Source organism: Xenorhabdus khoisanae (genome assembly GCF_001037465.1).
GTDB classification, from domain to species: Bacteria; Pseudomonadota; Gammaproteobacteria; order Enterobacterales; family Enterobacteriaceae; genus Xenorhabdus; species Xenorhabdus khoisanae.
In genome coordinates, this window is sequence record NZ_LFCV01000020.1 from 1 (window position 1) to 20,661 (window position 20,661).

Annotated in this window: 19 protein-coding genes and 1 rRNA gene; 5 read left to right on the forward strand and 15 right to left on the reverse strand. The window is 43.8% G+C overall.

Annotation, left to right across the window (positions count from 1 at the left end; all coding sequences use genetic code 11):
• Positions 1 to 96 precede the first annotated feature (96 nt).
• Positions 97 to 212, forward strand: a 5S ribosomal RNA gene (gene rrf / locus AB204_RS03475).
• Positions 213 to 308: 96 nt separating this feature from the next.
• On the opposite strand, the gene actP is transcribed toward rrf, so the two are convergent.
• The 3 genes from actP to acs form a co-directional block, all read right to left on the reverse strand.
• Complete coding sequence (gene actP / locus AB204_RS03480; protein WP_047961995.1) at positions 309 to 1,970, reverse strand: cation/acetate symporter ActP; 1,662 nt, start codon at positions 1,968 to 1,970, stop codon at positions 309 to 311.
• Positions 1,967 to 2,278 (reverse strand): DUF485 domain-containing protein, encoded by a 312-nt coding sequence (locus AB204_RS03485; protein ID WP_047961996.1) that lies wholly within the window; start codon positions 2,276 to 2,278, stop codon positions 1,967 to 1,969. The genes actP and AB204_RS03485 overlap by 4 nt, the downstream gene beginning before the upstream one ends.
• A gap of 168 nt (positions 2,279 to 2,446) precedes the next feature.
• Complete coding sequence (acs, locus tag AB204_RS03490; RefSeq protein ID WP_047961997.1) at positions 2,447 to 4,402, reverse strand: acetate--CoA ligase; 1,956 nt, start codon at positions 4,400 to 4,402, stop codon at positions 2,447 to 2,449.
• 371 nt (positions 4,403 to 4,773) lie between these two features.
• Here acs and sodA point away from each other — a divergent pair, with 371 nt between their 5' ends.
• The 3 genes from sodA (at position 4,774) to yiiM (ending at position 6,738) form a co-directional block, all read left to right on the forward strand.
• Complete coding sequence (gene sodA, locus AB204_RS03495) at positions 4,774 to 5,400, forward strand: superoxide dismutase [Mn] (protein ID WP_047961998.1); 627 nt, start codon at positions 4,774 to 4,776, stop codon at positions 5,398 to 5,400.
• 116 nt (positions 5,401 to 5,516) lie between these two features.
• Positions 5,517 to 5,930 carry an Exc2 family lipoprotein gene (locus AB204_RS03500; protein WP_047961999.1) on the forward strand — a complete coding sequence of 138 codons (414 nt, stop codon included), beginning with the start codon at positions 5,517 to 5,519 and terminating at the stop codon, positions 5,928 to 5,930.
• 136 nt (positions 5,931 to 6,066) lie between these two features.
• A complete protein-coding gene (gene yiiM, locus AB204_RS03505) occupies positions 6,067 to 6,738 on the forward strand; it encodes a 6-hydroxyaminopurine reductase (protein WP_047962000.1) in 672 nt (223 codons plus the stop codon).
• A gap of 118 nt (positions 6,739 to 6,856) precedes the next feature.
• Here the strand turns inward: yiiM and trpS are convergent, their stop codons facing one another.
• From trpS to pilM, 11 genes are all read right to left on the reverse strand, one after another.
• A complete protein-coding gene (gene trpS, locus AB204_RS03510) occupies positions 6,857 to 7,891 on the reverse strand; it encodes a tryptophan--tRNA ligase (protein WP_047962001.1) in 1,035 nt (344 codons plus the stop codon).
• Positions 7,892 to 7,895: 4 nt separating this feature from the next.
• Positions 7,896 to 8,618 (reverse strand): phosphoglycolate phosphatase, encoded by a 723-nt coding sequence (locus AB204_RS03515; protein WP_047962002.1) that lies wholly within the window; start codon positions 8,616 to 8,618, stop codon positions 7,896 to 7,898.
• A complete protein-coding gene (rpe, locus tag AB204_RS03520) occupies positions 8,615 to 9,292 on the reverse strand; it encodes a ribulose-phosphate 3-epimerase (protein WP_047962003.1) in 678 nt (225 codons plus the stop codon). Before rpe ends, AB204_RS03515 begins: the two co-directional genes overlap by 4 nt.
• A 58-nt stretch (positions 9,293 to 9,350) precedes the next feature.
• A complete protein-coding gene (gene dam, locus AB204_RS03525) occupies positions 9,351 to 10,169 on the reverse strand; it encodes an adenine-specific DNA-methyltransferase (RefSeq protein ID WP_047962004.1) in 819 nt (272 codons plus the stop codon).
• 85 nt (positions 10,170 to 10,254) lie between these two features.
• Positions 10,255 to 11,226: an SPOR domain-containing protein gene (locus tag AB204_RS03530; RefSeq protein WP_047962005.1), complete on the reverse strand. Its 972-nt coding sequence runs from the start codon at positions 11,224 to 11,226 to the stop codon at positions 10,255 to 10,257.
• 263 nt (positions 11,227 to 11,489) lie between these two features.
• Positions 11,490 to 12,587 (reverse strand): 3-dehydroquinate synthase, encoded by a 1,098-nt coding sequence (aroB, locus tag AB204_RS03535; protein WP_047962006.1) that lies wholly within the window; start codon positions 12,585 to 12,587, stop codon positions 11,490 to 11,492.
• A 45-nt stretch (positions 12,588 to 12,632) separates the two neighbouring features.
• Complete coding sequence (gene aroK / locus AB204_RS03540; RefSeq protein ID WP_038237472.1) at positions 12,633 to 13,154, reverse strand: shikimate kinase AroK; 522 nt, start codon at positions 13,152 to 13,154, stop codon at positions 12,633 to 12,635.
• Between the two features lie 397 nt (positions 13,155 to 13,551).
• Positions 13,552 to 14,631 carry a secretin N-terminal domain-containing protein gene (locus AB204_RS03545; RefSeq protein WP_084728517.1) on the reverse strand — a complete coding sequence of 360 codons (1,080 nt, stop codon included), beginning with the start codon at positions 14,629 to 14,631 and terminating at the stop codon, positions 13,552 to 13,554.
• Positions 14,628 to 15,215 (reverse strand): hypothetical protein, encoded by a 588-nt coding sequence (locus tag AB204_RS03550; RefSeq protein ID WP_047962007.1) that lies wholly within the window; start codon positions 15,213 to 15,215, stop codon positions 14,628 to 14,630. Before AB204_RS03550 ends, AB204_RS03545 begins: the two co-directional genes overlap by 4 nt.
• A complete protein-coding gene (locus tag AB204_RS03555) occupies positions 15,205 to 15,756 on the reverse strand; it encodes a PilN domain-containing protein (RefSeq protein ID WP_047962008.1) in 552 nt (183 codons plus the stop codon). The genes AB204_RS03550 and AB204_RS03555 overlap by 11 nt, the downstream gene beginning before the upstream one ends.
• A complete protein-coding gene (gene pilM / locus AB204_RS03560) occupies positions 15,753 to 16,586 on the reverse strand; it encodes a type IV pilus biogenesis protein PilM (RefSeq protein ID WP_047962009.1) in 834 nt (277 codons plus the stop codon). Before pilM ends, AB204_RS03555 begins: the two co-directional genes overlap by 4 nt.
• A gap of 235 nt (positions 16,587 to 16,821) precedes the next feature.
• Here pilM and mrcA point away from each other — a divergent pair, with 235 nt between their 5' ends.
• On the forward strand, positions 16,822 to 19,353 hold the full coding sequence (gene mrcA, locus AB204_RS03565) for a peptidoglycan glycosyltransferase/peptidoglycan DD-transpeptidase MrcA (protein ID WP_047962010.1): 2,532 nt from the start codon (positions 16,822 to 16,824) through the stop codon (positions 19,351 to 19,353).
• Positions 19,354 to 19,879: 526 nt separating this feature from the next.
• Here the strand turns inward: mrcA and nudE are convergent.
• Positions 19,880 to 20,431, reverse strand: coding sequence for an ADP compounds hydrolase NudE (nudE, locus tag AB204_RS03570; RefSeq protein ID WP_047962011.1), 552 nt, complete (start codon positions 20,429 to 20,431; stop codon positions 19,880 to 19,882).
• Positions 20,432 to 20,661: the final 230 nt, after the last annotated feature.

Consider the following 20,661-nt stretch of genomic DNA (forward strand, 5'->3'; position numbering starts at 1 on the left):
CGGCTTAACCTGACAACACCGAAGGTGTTTTGGGCGTGCGAGAGTAACAGTTTCAACTACAGACAGCAGCTTGTTCGGGATTGAATACAGGATTTGTCTGGCGGCAATAGCGCGGTGGTCCCACCTGACCCCATGCCGAACTCAGCAGTGAAACGCCGTAGCGCCGATGGTAGTGTGGGGTCTCCCCATGTGAGAGTAGGGCACTGCCAGACATTCAATACGTCAGAAAAGCCATCCTTAACCGGATGGCTTTTTTGCATTTAGGGAAAATTAAATATCGTATTTTAAGATCAACTTAATCTGTTAGCTTAATGTGCTTTTCCTTGCTCAATTCCAATCCCCGTTTGTGAACGAATAAACTGGCGACGAAACATTTCCCTTTCTTGTTGGCCTTGTTTCGATGTATCAGTGATCGAAAATAACCACGCCCCGATAAATGCTATGAACATAGAAAATAGAGCAGGATATTCATAAGGATAAATCGGCTTTTCATGGCCAAGAATACCGACCCAGATTGTGGGGCCAAGGATCATTAATACAACGGCTGTTATTAATCCCAACCATCCGCCAACTAAAGCTCCTCGTGTTGTCAGCTTGCTCCAGTACATCGACAGTAAAATAATGGGGAAATTGCAGCTTGCAGCAATGGAAAAAGCCAAGCCAACCATAAAGGCTATATTTTGCTTTTCAAATAAAATTCCCAACCCGATAGCAACGATACCCAAAATAACGACAGTAATTTTTGACACTCTCAGCTCATCACGTTCATTAGCCTGACCCTGTTTAATGACATTGGCATAGAGATCATGGGAAACCGCTGAGGCTCCGGCTAGCGTTAATCCGGCAACGACAGCCAAAATAGTGGCAAAAGCAACAGCAGAGATAAAGCCAAGAAAGAAATCACCGCCAACGGCACTTGCCAGATGGACAGCAGCCATATTCGTGCCACCAATTAATGCACCAGTTTCATCTTTGAATGAAGGGTTAGCACCGACCAATAAGATTGCACCAAACCCGATAATGAACGTCAGTATATAAAAATAACCAATAAAACCAGTAGCATAGAAAACACTTTTACGGGCTTCTTTGGCATCATTAACAGTAAAAAATCGCATGATGATATGCGGCAATCCGGCAGTACCGAACATTAATGCCAGCCCTAAAGAGAGAGCGGATACAGGATCAGATACCAATCCGCCGGGACTCATGATTGCAGGCCCAAGGGAATGTACAGCAATGGCTTCTTTAAACAGATCATTGAAATTGAAATTTACTGTTTTCATGACCATCAGAGCCATAAATGTTGCTCCTGCCAGCAGCAGGATTGCTTTGATAATCTGAACCCATGTTGTTGCCAGCATCCCTCCAAACAGTACATAAAGCACCATTAGAATACCGACCAAAACAACCGCAACGTGGTAGTTCAACCCAAATAGCAATTCGATAAGTTTTCCTGCCCCTACCATCTGGGCTATCAGATATAACGCGACAACAACCAGTGAACCCATTGCGGACAACGTGCGGATAGGACGTTGCTTTAGTCGATAAGAAGCAACATCTGCAAAGGTGTAACGCCCTAGATTTCTTAATCGTTCAGCAATGAGGAAGAGAATAATTGGCCAGCCAACGAGGAAGCCTATGGAATAGATCAACCCATCATAACCGGAGGTATAAACTAGCGCAGAAATGCCCAGAAAAGAGGCTGCTGACATATAGTCACCCGCTATTGCCATTCCATTTTGGAAACCGGTAATACGCCCACCAGCGGTATAATAATCTGAGCGTGAAATAGTCCGTTTTGAGGCCCAATAAGTAATGAAAAGCGTTAACCCGACGAATAACATAAACATGACAATAGCTTGAATATTCAGAGGTTGTTTTTCTACATTACCTGAAATGGCATCTGCTTGCGCTAAGATAGGAAAGAGGGAAGAAAATAGCGGTATTGCTAACAATACAATTTTTTTCATTTTCTCACCTCATTGAGAATAGTGGATGTCAGACGATCGAATTCACCATTTGCCCGCACAACATAAATCCCCGTCAATATGAAAGAAACAAAGATAATCCCAATGCCTACAGGGATACCGCGAGTCATACTCGTGCTTTCATCGAGAGGTGTTCCAAGCCATTCAGGCGCAAAGGCAATAAGGAAAATAAAACCAACATAAAGCATTAACATAATGATGGATAACAACCAGGCAAAACGTCCTCGCTTTTTAATCAACTCCTTAAAGCGGGGATTATTTTCAATCTCTTGATAAATATCAGTATTCATCAGAGTATCTCCTTGTTGATTTTAAACGACACACCTTAAGTTACATTATGGAATGCCAGATACGGGTAGCCGCTTCCGAGAGAATGCATGACTATTAGCCGCGTCCCTGAGCAGTTATGTACTTTTGGCGATACGTCATTCAAGCCGCCTTGCGGCGGCATATATGTTTTACGACATCTTTATGGATTGTTTTTCTTCCAGCAGTTTTTCAACAACTCCCGGATCAGCCAGTGTGGAGGTATCTCCTAAGTTACTGGTATCACCAGAAGCAATTTTGCGTAAAATACGCCGCATGATCTTTCCGGAACGCGTTTTGGGGAGAGAATCTGTCCAATGAAGAATATCGGGTGTTGCAATCGGGCCTATTTCTTTACGAACCCAATTTCTGACTTCGGTATACAGTTCAGGGGAAGGTTCTTCACCATGAATTAGCGTGACATAGGCATAAATAGCCTGTCCTTTGATGTGGTGAGGAATACCAACAACGGCCGCTTCAGCGATTTTGGGATGTGCAACCAACGCTGATTCAATTTCTGCGGTTCCCAAACGATGACCTGAAATATTCAGAACATCATCGACACGGCCTGTGATCCAGTAATAGCCATCTTCATCACGTCGGGCACCATCGCCACTAAAATACATTCCCTTAAAGGTGGAAAAATAGGTTTGTTCGAAACGTTCATGATCGCCGAATAAAGTACGTGCTTGTGCAGGCCAGGAGTCCGTGATAACGAGGTTGCCTTCATTTTCTCCCTCTAAGATTTCCCCTGAATTATCGACCAATGCCGGGCTGATACCGAAAAAAGGCAGGGTAGCGGAGCCTGCTTTGAGATCGGTCGCACCGGGTAATGGCGTAATCATGAATCCGCCTGTTTCAGTTTGCCACCATGTGTCTACGATAGGGCACTTACTATTACCTATCTTTTGGTAATACCATTCCCATGCTTCCGGGTTGATTGGCTCACCGACAGTACCCATGATGCGTAATGATGTACGTTGTGTTCCTTCTATGGCTTTATCGCCTTCGGCCATTAACGCCCGGATGGCGGTTGGTGCAGTATAAATAATATTAACCTGATGCTTATCAACAACCTGACAGAGTCGATTAACATCGGGATAGTTGGGGACGCCCTCAAACATCAAGGTAGTGGCACCGCAGGACAATGGCCCATAGAGCAGATAGCTATGCCCTGTTACCCAGCCTACATCGGCTGTGCACCAATAAATTTCTCCGGGGCGGTAATCAAACGTGTATTTGAACGTCAGAGAAGCATAGACCAGATAACCACCAGTTGTGTGTAGAACGCCTTTGGGTTTACCTGTTGAACCAGAGGTATAAAGGATGAATAACGGATCTTCAGCATTCATCTCTTCAACAGGACAATCTGAACTGATATTTTCGATAAGCTCATGCCACCATAAATCACGACCGTCATGCCAGTTGTGAGCATTTCCAGTACGCTTGAAAACAACCACATTAGTGACACTCGTCACAGCAGGATTGCTCAGAGCCTCATCGACATTTTTCTTCAATGGAATAGTACGGCCAGCCCTCAAACCTTCATCTGCGGTAACAACGAGCTTGGCATTAGAATCGATAACTCTGCCTGAAATTGCATCCGGAGAAAAACCACCAAAAATCACAGAGTGGATTGCCCCTATGCGGGCACAAGCCAGCATTGCAACAGCGGCTTCTGGCACCATAGGCATATAGATAGCAACAACATCGCCTTTTTTGACGCCCAGTTTTTTCAAAACATTGGTGAACTGGCAGACATCATGATGTAACTCGCGGTACGTAACGTGTCGGGATTCTGCTGGATTATCTCCTTCCCATATAATGGCGGTTTGATCGCCACGCTCTTCCAGATGGCGATCAAGACAGTTGGCACTTAAATTCAGTGTTCCATCTTCAAACCAGCGGATATTGATATGCCCTGGGTCGAAAGACGTGTTTTTGACCTTCGTGTAGGGCTTTATCCAATCTACTATTTTACCTTTTTCACCCCAAAACCCTTCAGGGTCTTGTAGCGACCATTGGTAGTCTTGTCGATATTGTTGTTTGCTTATCAGGGCCGTATCTGCAATATCAGCAGGAATAAGATGCTTGATTATTTGAGTCATATTTTTATCTCCTTGCAATTGTTAATACTATGTCAAAACAACGTTAACTAAAGTGCAAGGAGAATTTTTGTTTCTTTTTTGCGCGGAAGATCACGCAATAGAGAGAATGAATTTCATGGAATGATCATTTAGTGCAGTGTCATTGAGTGAAGTTAAGTAAGGTTGTCAGTTGTATCTATAGTTAAAAATTTCATAAAGTCGATTTTGTTTAGATTTTCAGTTTAATTCTAGTATGAAACGCGAGCCTATAAAGGAAACCATAGTGAATACATGGAATTGATAATCATTTTCATTATTGTCCAATTCACTATAATAATCATCCTGTCTACAAAGTGTGAGTTTTATATATTCTAAACAACTGGAGATATGACATGAGCTATTCACTGCCTTCTCTGCCTTACTCTTATGATGCTCTAGAGCCTCATTTCGACAAACAAACGATGGAAATTCATCATACCAAGCACCATCAGACTTATGTCAATAACACGAATACAGCTCTGGATGCTTTCCCTGAATTAAGCGGGCTGGATATTGACGACCTAGTCCAGCATCTTGATAAAGTGCCTGCTGATAAGCGCACTTTTGTTCGCAATAATGCAGGTGGGCACTCAAACCACAGCTTGTTCTGGAAAGGCTTAAAACTGGGTACTGAATTATCTGGTGTTTTGAAAGCGGCTATTGAGCGCGACCTTGGGAGTATCGATAGCTTCAAAGAAAAATTTGAACAAGCGGCAGCCACGCGTTTTGGTTCTGGCTGGGCATGGTTGGTGTTGAAAGAAGACGGCAAACTGGCTGTTGTTTCAACGGCCAATCAGGATAGCCCGCTTATGGGTGAAGAGATCGCAGGCGCTTCTGGTTACCCGATTGTGGGTTTGGATGTGTGGGAACACGCTTATTATCTGAAGTATCAGAACCGTCGTCCCGACTACATTAAAGCATTCTGGTATGTCGTTAACTGGGATGAGGCTGCAAGACGTTACGAAGAAAAAATTAAATAAGTGCTAAAAAATCCCTCTCTTGATAATGCTGATCACTGTGGTGACCGGCATTTTTATTTCTTATTATCTTCTCTGTGACTTAGCATCCTTTCCGTTTCACGATTAAAGGCGCAATAATGAAAAAGAACGCTGTCATGATGGTAACGATCCTTATAGTATCCTCTTTCATGGTCGGATGCTCACAGCCAAAAAGTAGTGCTGAACGCAATGCCAAGCATTTCGTTTATGCTTCTAACGACGATTTTGACCCTAATTTCCGTACGAAAATATACGATAGCATCCAGCTTTCTGTACCTTATTTTGAACAGTTCTGGCAACTAGGTAAAAAGGACAGGGAAGCAGGAATGACACCGGAAGATGCGCAGAAACGTGTAAGTTACTTCAACAGCGATGAGTTTCTGAATTCTATTCATAGAAAATCATGGTTTGCAGGTAAGGCTTACAACGAGGCCGCCTCACCCAAATGGCTCAAGGCCATGTCCGAAGCCATATCTGCCACTTATACAGACGGTTACAAAGGCCGGAATTAATGCCTTCTGTTTGTCACTGCTTAACATTTGTCTGTACTGGAGGGAATTCTCTCCCTCCATCGTGAATTGAAGCGAGGCTTGCCGCGTTTATTCGGGCAGGGTAATATTTATACTCGTCTATTGAGGAGGGATAGAGATGTATTACCTACAGGTATATAGAGGCAAAATAACATCCTCCGAAAAGTTGGGTTCCAGTGCAATTAACAAACTGCTGGTGAATGGCCGTTTACAGCTTACCTCTCTTGGTCTGGAAGGTGATGAACAGGCAGAAACCCGTTTTCATGGTGGGCCTGATCGCGCACTTTGTCATTATCCTATGGAACATTATCTCTTTTGGAAAAGGCAATTTCCTGAATTAACGGAATTATTCTCACCACCATTGTTTGGTGAAAACTTATCTACAGAAGGCATGACGGAAGAGAATGTTTATATTGGGGATATATTTCAGTGGGGAGAAGCCTTAATTCAGGTCACACAGCCCCGCGCTCCTTGTTATAAACTCAATCATGTTACTGGAATTAATAACTTTTCTGCCATCATGCAAGACAGTGGGTATTGTGGTTGGCTATATCGTGTTATTTCTTCTGGTTTTGTCAGCGTGAGTGAACCGATAAGATTACTGAGCCGCAATAGTGATATTTCTGTTAAAGAGGCTGTGTCTATTGCTTTCCATAGCCCATTTGATGAAGAAGAATATCATCGTTTAATGGGGGCAGCAGGGTTATCTGCCAGTTGGAACCTGAAGATGCAGCAACGAATATTGTATGGAAAAATTGAAGATTTTAATCGTCGCTTATTTGGGAAATGAATTTTTTCAATTAATGGCCCTATGAGAATCAGTTTCTTACATTGTGTATTTCAGAAAAACAATTCTAACAAAAAGCCAAAAGCGATCTATCGATCACCTTTGGCGATGAATAACGTGACTACGGATGAGCGATAAGTCCTACAGCTTCATAAACCTTATCCAAAGTAGCCTGAGCACGAGCCTGAGCTTTAGCTGCCCCTTCTGCCATGATTTGGTTAAGCAATGCTTCATCATTACGGAAATGGTGGAAACGCTCTTGTAAGCCAGTTAGCATTTCACATACGGCATCAGCAACAGCCCCTTTTAAATGGCCATACATTTTGCCTTCAAACTCAGCTTCCAACTCAGGGATAGTTTTGCCTGTTACGCCAGCAAGAATATCCAACAAGTTAGAAACACCTGGTTTATTTTCCAGATCATAACGTACACGGGGTGGCTCTTCAGAATCTGTAACGGCACGTTTGATTTTCTTAGCGACAGATTTTGGATCTTCAAGCAATGCAATGAAGTTACTGCGGTTATCATCCGACTTTGACATTTTCTTGCCCGGATCTTGCAATGCCATCACGCGAGCACCCTCTTTTGGAATGAATGGCTCTGGGACAGTGAAGATATCACCGTATAAGGCGTTAAAACGCAGTGCCAAATCACGGGTCAACTCAAGATGTTGTTTCTGGTCAATGCCCACAGGGATCTGATTGGCCTGATAAAGCAAAATATCAGCGGCCATCAGGACAGGATAATCAAACAGGCCCGCATTAATATTTTCTGAATAACGGGCAGATTTATCCTTAAACTGAGTCATACGGCTAAGTTCACCGAAATAGGCGTAGCAGTTCAGTACCCAGCTCAATTGAGTGTGTTGTGGAACATGTGACTGAACAAAAATGGTGCTTTTCTTTGGATCGATACCACAAGCAAGGTAAAGCGCCAGCGTATCCAGAGTGCGTTTTTTCAGTTCATTGGGATCTTGGCGCACGGTAATGGCATGCTGGTTAACGATGCAGTAGATACAATCATATTCATCTTGCATTTTTACCCACTGACGCAATGCCCCCATATAGTTACCGATGGTCAATTCACCGGAAGGTTGTGCACCGCTGAATACAATAGGTTTTTGGGAGTTCGATTTCATTACAGTGGGTTCATTCATTTTATTAAGCTTCCTGTCTTTTCAGAGTGGATAATAGTTTCAAAGTGGATAGTCCAATCGTTGGGAGTAGATCCGGAAAATGGTCCAATACATAATTTGGGTGGCTTAATGCTATAGATTCTCCGTAGTTATATCCATAGGTCAAACCGATGCAAGGACAGCCTGCTGCTTGTGCTGCCAAAATATCATTACGGGAATCACCCACAAAAAGCAATTCTTCTTTATGTAGACCAAACATACCCATTGTTAGATACAGCGGTGCAGGATGTGGTTTCTTCTCTTTAACATCATCACCGCCCAACACCAATGAAAAGTATTCACTGATACCCAATGATTCCAGCAATGGGGCAATAAAAGGAGTGGGTTTATTAGTGACAATCGCCATGGGCAAATTGTGTTTTGCCAGTTCTGCCAATGTCTCTTTTACATGAGGAAATAGTTGGCTGCCTGTGGTAACGCTGGTTTCATAAAATGCATCAAACAGCTTGCGGGTTTCTTGGTGCAATTCAGCAGAAGGTTCAACACCCGCCCATTTCAATGCGCGTTCAACCATGACATCAGCCCCGTTGCCTATCCAAATCGCAACTCGCTCTTTGCCCGCAGCGGGCAAGCCCTTGGCAATCAGAGCTTGATCCAACGCATCTGCCAGACCGCTGGCACTGTCCACCAGTGTGCCATCCAGATCAAATGCAATGGCACGAATTCCTTCTACAACGTTATTTGTCATGACGCTACCTTTGATAATTCGCAACGCATCTCATCAACAACGGCTTTATAATCCGGCTGGCTGAAAATAGCAGAGCCAGCAACGAACATATCAGCACCAGCCTGAGCAGCCGCGGCAATATTATTAGGCTTAATGCCACCATCAACTTCAAGACGGATATCGTACCCGCTGTCATCAATGATTTTGCGTACTTGACGTAGTTTGTTCAGTGTCTCAGGGATGAAAGACTGACCGCCGAAGCCTGGGTTAACAGACATCAGGAGAATCACATCCAGTTTATCCAATACATAATCAAGGTAGCTGAAAGGTGTAGCAGGATTGAAAACCAAGCCAGCTTTACAGCCATGTTCCTTGATGAGCTGTAGGGTACGATCGATATGTTCGCTCGCTTCAGGATGGAAAGTAATATAGGTCGCACCCGCCTTGGCAAAATCAGGGATAATGCGATCAACCGGCTTTACCATCAGGTGAACATCAATTGGTGCGGTGATACCATAATCGCGTAGCGCTTGGCAGACCATTGGGCCAATAGTCAAATTTGGCACGTAATGGTTATCCATGACATCAAAGTGCACAACATCAGCGCCTGCTTCCAAAACTTTAGCGGTATCTTCACCTAATCGGGCAAAATCTGCGGATAAAATGGATGGGGCGATCAGAAAGTCTTTCTTCATTATTATCTTCTCCAATTCATTGTTTTATCCCTGTTATTTCAGGGACAGGAAGCCTCACTTACTTCTGGCAGTATAACGCCAAAAGCTCATCAACTTTACTTCGGGCAAGAATATTTCTACTGATTGTCCGGCGTGCTTTAACAATGTAAAGGGAAGCATGATGATACCAATCTCGTGTCATCGGCGTGTCGTGATTGGAAATGAGTACCGGAATGCCTTGTTGAGACGAGAGATAATAGGCGATTTGTGCCAGTTTTTCCTGATCAAGAAGGTTAAAGCTATTTGTATGGTAGGCTGTAAAATTAGCCGTGGCCGAAAGTGGCGCATACGGGGGATCACAATAAACCACCGAACCTTTTGGCGCATTGTTCAGTGCGATTTCGTAATGTTGGCAGATAAAAGTCGCCTTCTGGGACTTTTCGGCAAACCAGTAAAGTTCATCTTGAGGAAAATAAGGTTTTTTATAGCGCCCGAAAGGGACGTTAAACTCACCTCGTGAATTATACCGGCAAAGACCGTTATAGCAGTGTCGGTTGAGATAAAGAAACAACATACTGCGACGAAAGGGATCTTTGCTTTTGTTGAACTCTTCTCTCAGGCGATAGAAGTTTTCGGAGCTGTTAAATTCCGATGAAAATAATGGACGGGCATGATTAATAAACTCATCCGCACGAGATTTTACGGTGTCGTACAGATTGATCAGATCACTATTGATATCTGACAAAATGTAAGAATCATAATCGGTATTCAGAAATACCGAGCCTGCGCCAACAAATGGCTCAATCAAGCAATCGCCCTCTGGCAGATGACGTTTAATATCATCCACCAAGGGGTATTTTCCACCGGCCCATTTTAAGAAAGCGCGTTTTTTTTTCATGCCGTCAAATTAGTTATTCAATAATTTCAGAGCCGCAGATTGTACTCTGTTTAGGACAGCATATCAGCGCCTAATCAAAATAGTTTTATCTTTTCAGATCTTGCTGAACCTGTTGTAGTTTTCTGACCCACGGTTTTTTAGCCTGAACTTCCGCAGGGAGTGAGGAAATGGCTATTTTAGCATCAGAAACTGAACCGTAGTTACCATGAATCAAGATAAACCATGCCTTACCGTCACGTTTGGTTTCATAAACCTTGTAATTATTAAGGTTATGTTTTTTCGCGAAAGCAATCAAGGTATCGGAGCGGCTTGCGCTGCTCAGTTGGAGAGTGAATCGGTTTGCCGGGGCTTTTAGTAAGTCACCACCTGCACTTTTTGTATTGACGTGATTATTGTGGGTGGCCTGATTATTGCCCGTAATAGGTTTAGTCGCTGCCTTAGACTGGCTTTCCTCGCTTCCCTTATTTTCTATTTTAGGAGGAGTGATTTTCTCCATTTTTTTCTGTTCAACAGGCGGAGTAGTGGTTGGTTTGACCTGTGGTGGCGTCAGGTTTTTTTGTACTGAGTTATTGATGTTGCTTTGCTGCTGATTCAAAGCATCAGTGATGTCACCGGGCAATTCTATACGCTGGTTGTAGCCACCCGTTCCGGATGCTGGAGCAAGATCTTTACTTGGAGTACTGCTCACTGGCGGCGGGCTGATTTCACGAGAGCCATTGATTGAGGATTCATTGGCTGAGGGAGCTTTATCTTCAGGCTGTTCACTACCTTGAGTATCAGGGGAAAGTGAAGAAGATCCAGAAAGATCGATACTCTTTTCCGTTGCATCTGAAGATTGCTGCTTTTCATGTTCAGTGGGTGATTTTAATGCAGAACTGATAGCAATAATCAGAAGCAAAAGTACCAGAATACCAACACCAATCATCATTTGCTGACGAGATACAGCCAGTTTGGGTTGATTAGATTGTTTTCTGGATCGCTGAGGGCTGCGATCAGACGTATCAGGCTTAAATTCGTTTTCTGTTTGTTGTTTTTTTTCTGATTTTAATTCGTCCATATGCCCTCCCGACAGAGATAATACTGCCAATTGTTATTTAAGAGGTTTGGCAGCCTGACCTAATTAAAACCGATAAAGTTCTGTCTGATAATGTAACTATCTTATAGCATAACAGCTAGAGAATGATTCATCATTCAGCTTTTATTCTCAGAGAGAATTTTGCCGCATCCCGATATTCCCTTCATCTTCCAAGTTGCTGCTTTGACAGTGACTTTCACTCACTACTGAGCTGCAACTTGAAATTTATGGATAAAATCGTGGAATTAGCTGGTGGATGGCTGACATAGGCGAATGGCATCCAGTATTACTTCCTGCCCAATATCAGAACGAAGTTTTGCCTCCCCAATAGCTGTGGGTAGCACGAGATGGAGTTTTCCTGCGGAGACTTTTTTATCACGCATCATGTGAGGAAGGTAGGCATCAGGAGACATTTCGGCAGGGCCGCTGATCGGTAATTTTGCCCGTTCAAGCAAACGGATAATGCGCAGGGTCTCTTGTTTTGAGAATGTGCCGACAAGTTCAGATGCCCGTGCTGCCATCACCATGCCGGCGGCAACAGCCTGACCATGCAGCCAGACGCCATAACCCATTTCAGCTTCAATCGCATGTCCAAAGGTATGGCCGAGGTTTAACAACGCCCGCATTCCACTGCGTTCTTGTTCATCTGCCGCTACGACTAACGCTTTAAGTTCACAGCAGCGACGAATGCAATAAGCCATTGATTGATTATCGAGAGCCAGTAATTTCTCAATATTATCTTCAAGCCAACGAAAGAATTCACCGTCCAGAATGACGCCGTATTTAATGACTTCAGCCAGACCTGAGTATAACTCTTGGGCAGGCAATGATTTCAAGCAATTGAGATCGACAACAACAGATGCAGGCTGGTAAAAAGCCCCTATCATGTTTTTGCCGAGGGGGTGGTTGACTCCTGTTTTTCCACCGACAGAGGAGTCAACCTGAGAAAGTAGCGTGGTGGGTATTTGGATAAAACGAACGCCGCGTTGATAGCTGGCTGCGGCAAATCCCGTCATATCACCGATTACACCACCACCGAGAGCGATAAGTGTTGTGTCACGACCATGATTATTTTCCAGCAGGGCGGAAAAGATGTCATTAAGCACAAAAAGTGATTTGTACTGCTCACCGTCAGGCAAGATAACTTCATTTACCCGAAGATCTATTCTCTGCAATGTGGATTTCACCTGTTCAAGATACAGGGGAGCAAGCGTTTCATTGGTCACTATCATGACTTGCTGGCCGGCTTGCAGGGGCTTGAACGCCTCATTGTCAGAAAATAGCCCTTCGGCTATGGTAATTGGGTAGCTTCTTTCACCTAACGTAACAGTCACTTGTTCCATATCAGCTTTCGCCTTATCGTTTGTCGCCGTGCGGATTCGCTATAATCAGTTTTTTTCCAGTAATTCAATGATTTGGTTAGCGACGACTTTGGCGCTTTGCTCATCCGTACGAATAGTCACGTCAGCAATTTCCTCGTAAAGAGGATTGCGCTCATCAGCCAAATTTTCTAAAACTTCTCGTGCTGGTGCATCAACTTGAAGTAAAGGGCGTTTTTTATCGCGCTGGGTACGAGCTAACTGTTTTTCGATGGTTGTTTCTAAATAGACGACCACACCACGGGCAGACAGGCGATTGCGGGTTTCTTTTGATTTAACGGAACCCCCTCCGGTAGCCAATACGATGCCTTGTTTTTCAGTCAGTTCGTTAATTATTTTTTCTTCGCGGTCGCGGAAGCCTTCTTCGCCTTCCACATCAAATACCCAGCCCACGTCAGCTCCGGTACGTCGCTCAATTTCTTGATCAGAGTCGTAAAACTCCATATTGAGTTGCTGAGCTAACTGACGACCAATAGTGCTTTTGCCGGCACCCATAGGCCCAACCAGAAAGATATTGCGTTTCTCTGCCATGTTTTTGGTATTACTAAGACTATTTGTTAATGATAACCCGCCCCGCCAATCAGATTAGCCGCGGGACCTAAACTGAAACCTCATGAGTGAGAATGTGAGATCAGATAGGAAAATTATCTCAGCACATCAACCTGTATTGCAACTATATAAAATAAATCTGGCACGAGTCCCGGTTATTTGGCTCATGCTTTGCGGGTTGATTGAGAGTCTAGTACGTATAGACCCTGACTTGTGATGTTAGACCTGCTCACTCAATTAGTTAATCCTTGTATGCTAAATTACTCTCAGCGTCAAATCCATAAACAGGTCATACCAAGAAAAATGGTAGGCTAACTGACAAAAAAAGTACAATTACCTTTATTAATCAGTTGATTTAAAATGAATATTTTTTATTTGATTAAATATCGCTCAGTTGAGGTGTAATAAAAATTACGAGCTCTCTTCGGCTGTGTTGTTCTCCTTTTTGGTTAAATAATGAGCCTAATAGAGGAATTTCTGATAAGTAGGGGACTTTTTGCAGGTTTGCGCCTTTTTTCTGTTGAAAAATCCCGCCCAGAATCAAGGTTTCCCCGTTTCTGACCGTAACCTGCGTCATAATTTCTTGTTTATCAATGGCCAGGTTTTCATTTCCTCCCTGATTTATGGGAAAACCGGGCGCGTTCTGGCTAATTTTCAATGCCAGTCGAATTTTCCCCTGCCTTAAAATATGTGGGGTAACTTCCATACCTAATACCGCTTCTTTGAATTGAATGGTTGTCTTTCCCTTATGTTGAACAACATAAGGAATGTCTGAACCTTGTTTGATACTGGCGGGTTGTTGATGTGAAGCGGTCAGTCGTGGGCTGGCAATAATATCGAGCTGGTTTTCTTGTTCCAGTGCACTCAGCTCCATTTCCAACAGGCTTGAGTGGATGCGGGCAGTATTCAGTACTAATCGATGGCGCTGAATACCTGCGGGTTGATGTAGATTCAAGCGATTTAGACCCATTGAGCGATTCAGTGGATCTGCGATCATGCCCCAATGAATGCCAAGTTCATGCAGGGCTTCCCTGCTGCTGGTAACAATATGAGCAGTAATCTGTACTTGCTGTTTTGGGGTATCGACTTCTTTCAGCCAATTTTTGATACGGGTAATAGCATCAAACTTATCTTCTAATATCAAACTGTTGGTTAAAGGATCATGTTCAACCTTCCCCCATTTTGTCAGCAGGGATGGAAGATTTTTCTGTAATTGTTCCGCAATCTGCCCTGCATCGGCATATTGTAGGGCTATTGCTTGATATTCGATCTCCTGTTCTTGTTCATTATGTTCGACCAAAGAAAAATCAGTATCGTCCTCTTTTGGGGTTATGGGAGGCAAGAATGGGTTTCTCACTGACATTTCGAAAGTTGGTTCTTCCTCTGCGCTTTTTTCTAAACAAAAACTCAAAGTAGGTAGCAGCAGGAAGACTAGCAGGATAAAAGCATTTCTGTTCATGATTTCTCCTCATGAACAGGGTCTGGTTTTATCCTGTTTGGCTGAGTCATTTCCGGCAGGGGAATATCTGACAAAACCATGCGGACAGTCAGCCAGTCATCGGCAGGCGTAATCGTGAGATGTTTGATCAATAACGGTGGTTGCAATTGCTGAATTTCATTCAGGAAATGGAGAAATTGAACATAATTCAGCGACAGCATGATATGCCAGAAAACTTGATTGTTTTCTTTGTGCGTTTTCCATTCAATCAATTGACTGCCGGAGTGAATGAGTGGCGAATGCAGTCGTTTGAGCACAGTAGTGTGTTTAGGGGGAATTTGATTATTTTGGCCGAGCTCCGCGGTTGTCCTCTGGATTTTCTGTTGAATATCAGACAGGGGCGGCAACTCAGTCAATTGCTGTTGAGATAGTCTCGTACTGTGTTGTTGTTCCGTAATATTGTTTTGCAGAGTATCAATTTCATACTGATTTTCCTGCCAAACAAGAAAATAAAACCCCAATAGTAATGGAAGGGTAAACAATTGCTGCAAGAGAACCAACAGCCACGCAGGTCGATGAAACCATTCAAGGTAGTTATTTCCCATCGGATTCTCCTGTCAACCAATCTGCATCAATAGTAAAGGCTTTAAGGTAATCCTCAGTTGTGGTCATTTTTTTCAGCTGTACATTGATAAGCTCAGTGTTGTCTGTCAGGTTATCCAGCAAATCGGAGATATCCGCGTAGTTTTGGCTGTGAGCAGTAAAAATTAACTGTCCACTGTCGTCGCTAAATGCGGTGAGCCAGCTTTTTTCTGGTAACACATGGGGAAGTTGACGAAATAACTGTAAATACCGTTGGTTCTGTTCCATGAACACCTGTTTTTTCCTTAATTGTTGCGTCAGTTGGTTATGGTGAAGCATCGCTTGATCTGTTTCTTGAATAATTCGCTGTAATTGAGCTAATTGATGCCTAATTTCCGTTAATTTCCCACGATATTGCTCAAGTTGGTTTGTTTTCTGAGCAGAGATGAACACTAAAACCGTTGCCCATACACTGAGTTGCAAGCAGAGTAATAAACCCCATGCCTGATATTTGCGCTTTAGCCTTTTTTGTCGCCAAGGTAAGAAATTGATTTGATGTATCATTGGTCATCCGGCCTGAGCGCCAAACCTGCGGCAATGGTGAATGCATTGATTTTCTCTGGTAATGGGGGGTGATAATGGCGAAATGCCGCCAAAATTTGCCAGAAATTAGCACCCTCTGGTGGTACTGATGTAGGTTGCTCTTCATCACTGTAATAAACTGCATAACCTTCAGTTTCTGGTGTCATGGGTAGCTGGCTGATGATTTGAGTGAGATGGGGATGAGATTGTGACGTCACCAGCCCGTAGCTAAAAGGATGATTGGCGGGGGCGACCCATAGCCAATCTGTCGTGCGTTTGTGAACCAGCCAACAGTCGTCAGGAACGCCGGCGCATTTGGCAACATAACGTAACGCACAGGGAGAGATATCAATCACATCAAGGGATAAATTGATATCTGCAAATAAATTCAGCCAGAGATTGAGATCTTTTTGGCGGGTAGCACTGATGCAAACCTGCTGACCATGAACCCGGTAGTCCAATGCAAGATCGCTGACAGGAAATTGTTTTCCGGCGTTGGCATGCACAAACCAGCCAAGTTCTGGCTCCTGCAATACAGTATGGCTGGGTAAGGCTATCTGCCGCTGTAAGGTTTGCTGAACAGGGATAGCTAATCTCAATTTAATATTTTTAGGTAATGTTTGTCTCCATTGCATTAAAATATGAAGCAACTTTTCAGGATGTTGTAGCCGTCCTCCTGAGATAATTTCGTTCGATAAGCGATATTGCCAGCAATGTCGAAGTTGCCAGCCATCACGACGTTTAGTGGCTGCAAGAGCACGAATGTAATGATCTTGGATATCCAGTCCGATATACCATTTAGATGGATACATGTAGAGATCTCCTTATCTACTATTTATCTACCCGTATTAAAAGCAAAGCAAAGCGGTCGTTCATGAAAGCCGTTATTTATGACAACCGTATTAATGAAAGGTCATATCCATGGTGTTGTATAGCCTTTATACTAAGTCCTTTCTACTAAGCCTTTTATACAACAACGTACTGCCTTTTATACTACGTACTAATCGTTTATAAACTGCCCGATTAACATGGCGTGAGAAATTTCAGGTGAAGTTCATAAAGTATTTTTTGATCCTTATCGTTGTTTGCATTTTATTGGGAACCGCCTCGATTTTTGGTTTATACAAATATATCGAGCCGCAGTTGCCTGATGTCGCGACTTTGAAGGATGTCCGGTTACAGACACCTATGCAGGTGTTCAGTGCTGATGGCGAATTGATAGCCCAATATGGTGAAAAACGTCGTCTGCCTCTTACCCTATCCGAAATGCCTCCTCTAATGGTGAAAGCGTTTATTGCCACGGAAGATAGTCGTTTTTATGAGCACCATGGTGTTGACCCTATCGGGATTATCCGGGCGGTTTCCGTTGTGATGACTTCGGGGCACGCTTCCCAAGGGGCGAGTACTATTACTCAGCAGCTTGCGAGAAACTTTTTCCTCAGCCCAGAGAAGACGCTGATACGTAAGGCGAAAGAAGCATTTCTGGCAATTAAGATCGAACAATTGTTGACGAAGGATGAAATCCTTGAGTTATATCTCAACAAGCTCTATCTCGGTTATCGTGCCTATGGGGTCGGGGCTGCTGCTCACGTCTATTTTGGCAAGAATGTTAATGAGTTGACGTTGAGTGAAATGGCGATGATTGCCGGATTGCCGAAGGCGCCTTCAACGCTTAATCCGCTTTATTCCTACGATCGGGCCGTCAGCCGCCGTAATGTGGTGCTGGGGCGGATGCTGGAAGAGGGATATATCACCCGACGCCAGTATGACGAAGCCAGAGCAGAAAAACTGGTCGCCCGTTATCACGCTCCACAGATTGTTTTCTCTGCGCCTTACCTGACTGAAATGGCACGCCAGGAAATGATCAATCGTTATGGCGAAAATGCTTATACCGATGGTTATAAGGTTTACACCACTATTACGCGCAAGACCCAATTGGCGGCTGTTGATGCTGTTCGTTCCAATGTGATTGATTATGATGTTCGTCATGGTTATCGCGGTGCGCAGGAAGTGTTATGGAAAAGCAGCCAACCGGCATGGAGTCAAGCGCAGGTTATCGATAAGCTGAAAACCTTGCCCAAATACGGCCCTCTGATACCGGCGGTTGTCACAACATCCAACGCCAATCAGGCAGAAGCGATGCTGGTGGATGGCAGTAAAGTTGAGCTGACTATGGCTGGGGTTCGTTGGGCACGTCCGTTCAAAACTGACAGTCTGCAAGGCGCTACACCTCGTAGCGTCAATGAGGTCATTCGGGCAGGTGAGCAGATTTGGGTGAGAAAAGTCAATGACACCTGGTGGTTGGCGCAGCTCCCTGATGTCAATGCCGCTTTGGTTTCCATCAATCCGATAAACGGTGCGGTAGAAGCGCTGGTGGGTGGATTTGATTTTGAGCTGAGTAAATTTAACCGAGTGACACAATCACTGCGTCAGGTCGGTTCCAATATTAAGCCATTCCTGTATACCGCGGCGATGGATAAGGGGCTGACATTATCATCACTCCTGAATGATGCTCCTATCAGCCGTTGGGATGCGGGGGCGGGGACGGATTGGCGTCCGAAAAATTCACCTCCGACTTACGATGGGCCGATTCGTCTGCGTCAGGGATTGGGCCAATCCAAAAACGTGATCATGGTTCGAGCCATGCGCGCAATGGGTGTCGATTATGCCGCTGATTATTTGAAGCGTTTTGGTTTGCCGGGTGAAAACGTTGTACGTACAGAATCCTTAGCTCTGGGATCGCCTTCTTTTACCCCGATGCAATTGGTACGCGGCTATGCGGTGATGGCGAATGGCGGTTATTTGGTTGATCCTTACTTCATCAGCAAAATTGAAAATGATGACGGAAAAGTGTTGTTTGAGACTAAGCCTAAAATTGCCTGTCCGCAATGCGAAAACATTCCGGTGATTTATGGGGATACAGTACGTTCCATCGAATTATCGGAAGATTCGATTGAGAATGTGGCTCATTCCGATGTTCCGCAAAACTCGGCGTTGCCACCTCAACCGGATCTCAAAAGTGTCTCGACCCATGCTGGCGTGGATGATCAGCAGTATGCCCCTCATGTTATCAGTACACCGCTTGCGTTTCTGATCCACGATGCGTTGAACTCCAATATATTTGGTGAACCGGGTTGGATGGGAACAGGCTGGCGTGCTGCCCGTGATTTGAAGCGCCGTGATATTGGCGGTAAAACGGGAACGACGAATAGCTCAAAAGATGCGTGGTTCTCCGGTTATGGCCCGGATATGGTCGCGACGGCTTGGATTGGTTTCGATGAACACAGTAGAAGTTTGGGACGCACTCCGGCCTTAAAAGGGGAAGGTGGAGCGAAAACAGCTCAACCCATCTGGGATGATTTCATGAAAGCCGCGCTGGAAGGCGTTCCTGAGAAAATGATGGAGCCGCCTGCCGGTATTATCTCTGTCACGATTGATCGGGCGACAGGCAAGTTACCCAACGGTGGCGGGAATACCCGCAAAGAATATTTCATCGAGGGAACACAACCGACGGAATATGCTGTGCCGGATGTGGGAACGACAGTCATTGAAAATGGCGAAAGCCATGAGTTGTTCTGATTGATTCTGAGGCAGTAAAGATAACGAAAAAGTCCTGTCAGTTTTCTGATGGGGCTTTTTTTGCCAATTAATTATCAATGGATTATCAACAATTGGCTTCAGGTAAATCGTGATCCTATCTTGTTTGCCATAACTATGCGTCATGTTTTATTGACTGATGGGCAGGATTACACTATGGCCTGTCAATATTCGTTATCCAGCTTAAAATATATTTAGGCTCTGATCGTTTATTAAAAAATTATTCTGTTTCAATGGGGTTAATTGAGGGACGTGACTCTTCGAAGAGGATTATGCTTTTATATGGGAGTTAATTCTAAGAAAAATAATAAATATGTTTATTTATTATTTTTGATAAACTAAATGAATTTTGTGGAGTGTTATTTGGCAATTATACGAATAAAATAAAACCCTATTTTATTTAGGTGATTATTTTTTATTGCCGTATTTGTTTAAACGGGTAAAAAACGGGTATCGAAATAGCAACTTTAATACCCGTTTCGAAAATTAATTTACCTGAAATTCCTCATTATTTTTTTGCTTGCAGGTAGCGTTGGGCAAAAAATAAGGCACTGACGTTTCTGGCTTCGTTGAAATCCGGATGTTCTAACAGTGACATCATTTCAGAGACAGGCCAGCGTTTCTGCGCCAAGGGTTCGGGTTCATCACCCTCCAGGCGTTCGGGGTACAGATCGTGGGCAATCACAATATTCATCTTGCTGGAAAAATAGGAAGGTGCCATCGTCAACTTCGCCAGAAGTTCCAATTTTCCCGCTCCGAAACCAATTTCTTCCTTTAATTCTCGATTGGCGGCGTCAAAAACACTTTCCCCGGCATCAATGGCTCCTTTTGGAAAGCCTAACTCGTATTGTTCAATACCTACCGCATATTCGTGAATAAGGATTAACTCATCGCCAATGATGGGAATAATCAGAACTGCTTCACGATTAGTCGGCTTCATACGCTCGTAAACGCGTTTTACACCGTTGCTGAATTCAAGATCAACAGATTGAATATTGAATAAACGTGAGCGGGCAATATCATTTATATTCAGTATCTTAGGTTTTTTATGATCAATCATGCTTGCCCCTGATTGTTGTCATATGCTGGCTAATTTAAAACAGTAATGCGCCCAATTAATGAGATCTTCTCGGCTAATTCAGGTCTTGTGATTAAATTGGAGACGCATCCAAACTTTGCTTTAATATGGCTGATTATGTTAGTAAATGATAGCGATTATCGCTTGAATGTATTTTTGTTACTATCTTACTCTTACAAAAAACTTTATTTTATGGAAAGGTATGAGAAAAT

What these genes read in the sequence shown, in the direction of transcription:
- aroB (WP_047962006.1), bottom strand. Translation starts at nt 12,587, where the DNA reads ATGGAACAAGTGACTGTTACGTTAGGTGAAAGAAGCTACCCAATTACC.
- AB204_RS03550 (WP_047962007.1), bottom strand. Translation starts at nt 15,215, where the DNA reads ATGGGAAATAACTACCTTGAATGGTTTCATCGACCTGCGTGGCTGTTG.
- sodA (WP_047961998.1), top strand. Translation starts at nt 4,774, where the DNA reads ATGAGCTATTCACTGCCTTCTCTGCCTTACTCTTATGATGCTCTAGAG.
- AB204_RS03545 (WP_084728517.1), bottom strand. Translation starts at nt 14,631, where the DNA reads ATGAACAGAAATGCTTTTATCCTGCTAGTCTTCCTGCTGCTACCTACT.
- yiiM (WP_047962000.1), top strand. Translation starts at nt 6,067, where the DNA reads ATGTATTACCTACAGGTATATAGAGGCAAAATAACATCCTCCGAAAAG.
- dam (WP_047962004.1), bottom strand. Translation starts at nt 10,169, where the DNA reads ATGAAAAAAAAACGCGCTTTCTTAAAATGGGCCGGTGGAAAATACCCC.
- AB204_RS03515 (WP_047962002.1), bottom strand. Translation starts at nt 8,618, where the DNA reads ATGACAAATAACGTTGTAGAAGGAATTCGTGCCATTGCATTTGATCTG.
- AB204_RS03500 (WP_047961999.1), top strand. Translation starts at nt 5,517, where the DNA reads ATGAAAAAGAACGCTGTCATGATGGTAACGATCCTTATAGTATCCTCT.
- AB204_RS03555 (WP_047962008.1), bottom strand. Translation starts at nt 15,756, where the DNA reads ATGATACATCAAATCAATTTCTTACCTTGGCGACAAAAAAGGCTAAAG.
- pilM (WP_047962009.1), bottom strand. Translation starts at nt 16,586, where the DNA reads ATGTATCCATCTAAATGGTATATCGGACTGGATATCCAAGATCATTAC.
- nudE (WP_047962011.1), bottom strand. Translation starts at nt 20,431, where the DNA reads ATGATTGATCATAAAAAACCTAAGATACTGAATATAAATGATATTGCC.
- actP (WP_047961995.1), bottom strand. Translation starts at nt 1,970, where the DNA reads ATGAAAAAAATTGTATTGTTAGCAATACCGCTATTTTCTTCCCTCTTT.
- acs (WP_047961997.1), bottom strand. Translation starts at nt 4,402, where the DNA reads ATGACTCAAATAATCAAGCATCTTATTCCTGCTGATATTGCAGATACG.
- rpe (WP_047962003.1), bottom strand. Translation starts at nt 9,292, where the DNA reads ATGAAGAAAGACTTTCTGATCGCCCCATCCATTTTATCCGCAGATTTT.
- trpS (WP_047962001.1), bottom strand. Translation starts at nt 7,891, where the DNA reads ATGAATGAACCCACTGTAATGAAATCGAACTCCCAAAAACCTATTGTA.
- AB204_RS03485 (WP_047961996.1), bottom strand. Translation starts at nt 2,278, where the DNA reads ATGAATACTGATATTTATCAAGAGATTGAAAATAATCCCCGCTTTAAG.
- AB204_RS03530 (WP_047962005.1), bottom strand. Translation starts at nt 11,226, where the DNA reads ATGGACGAATTAAAATCAGAAAAAAAACAACAAACAGAAAACGAATTT.
- aroK (WP_038237472.1), bottom strand. Translation starts at nt 13,154, where the DNA reads ATGGCAGAGAAACGCAATATCTTTCTGGTTGGGCCTATGGGTGCCGGC.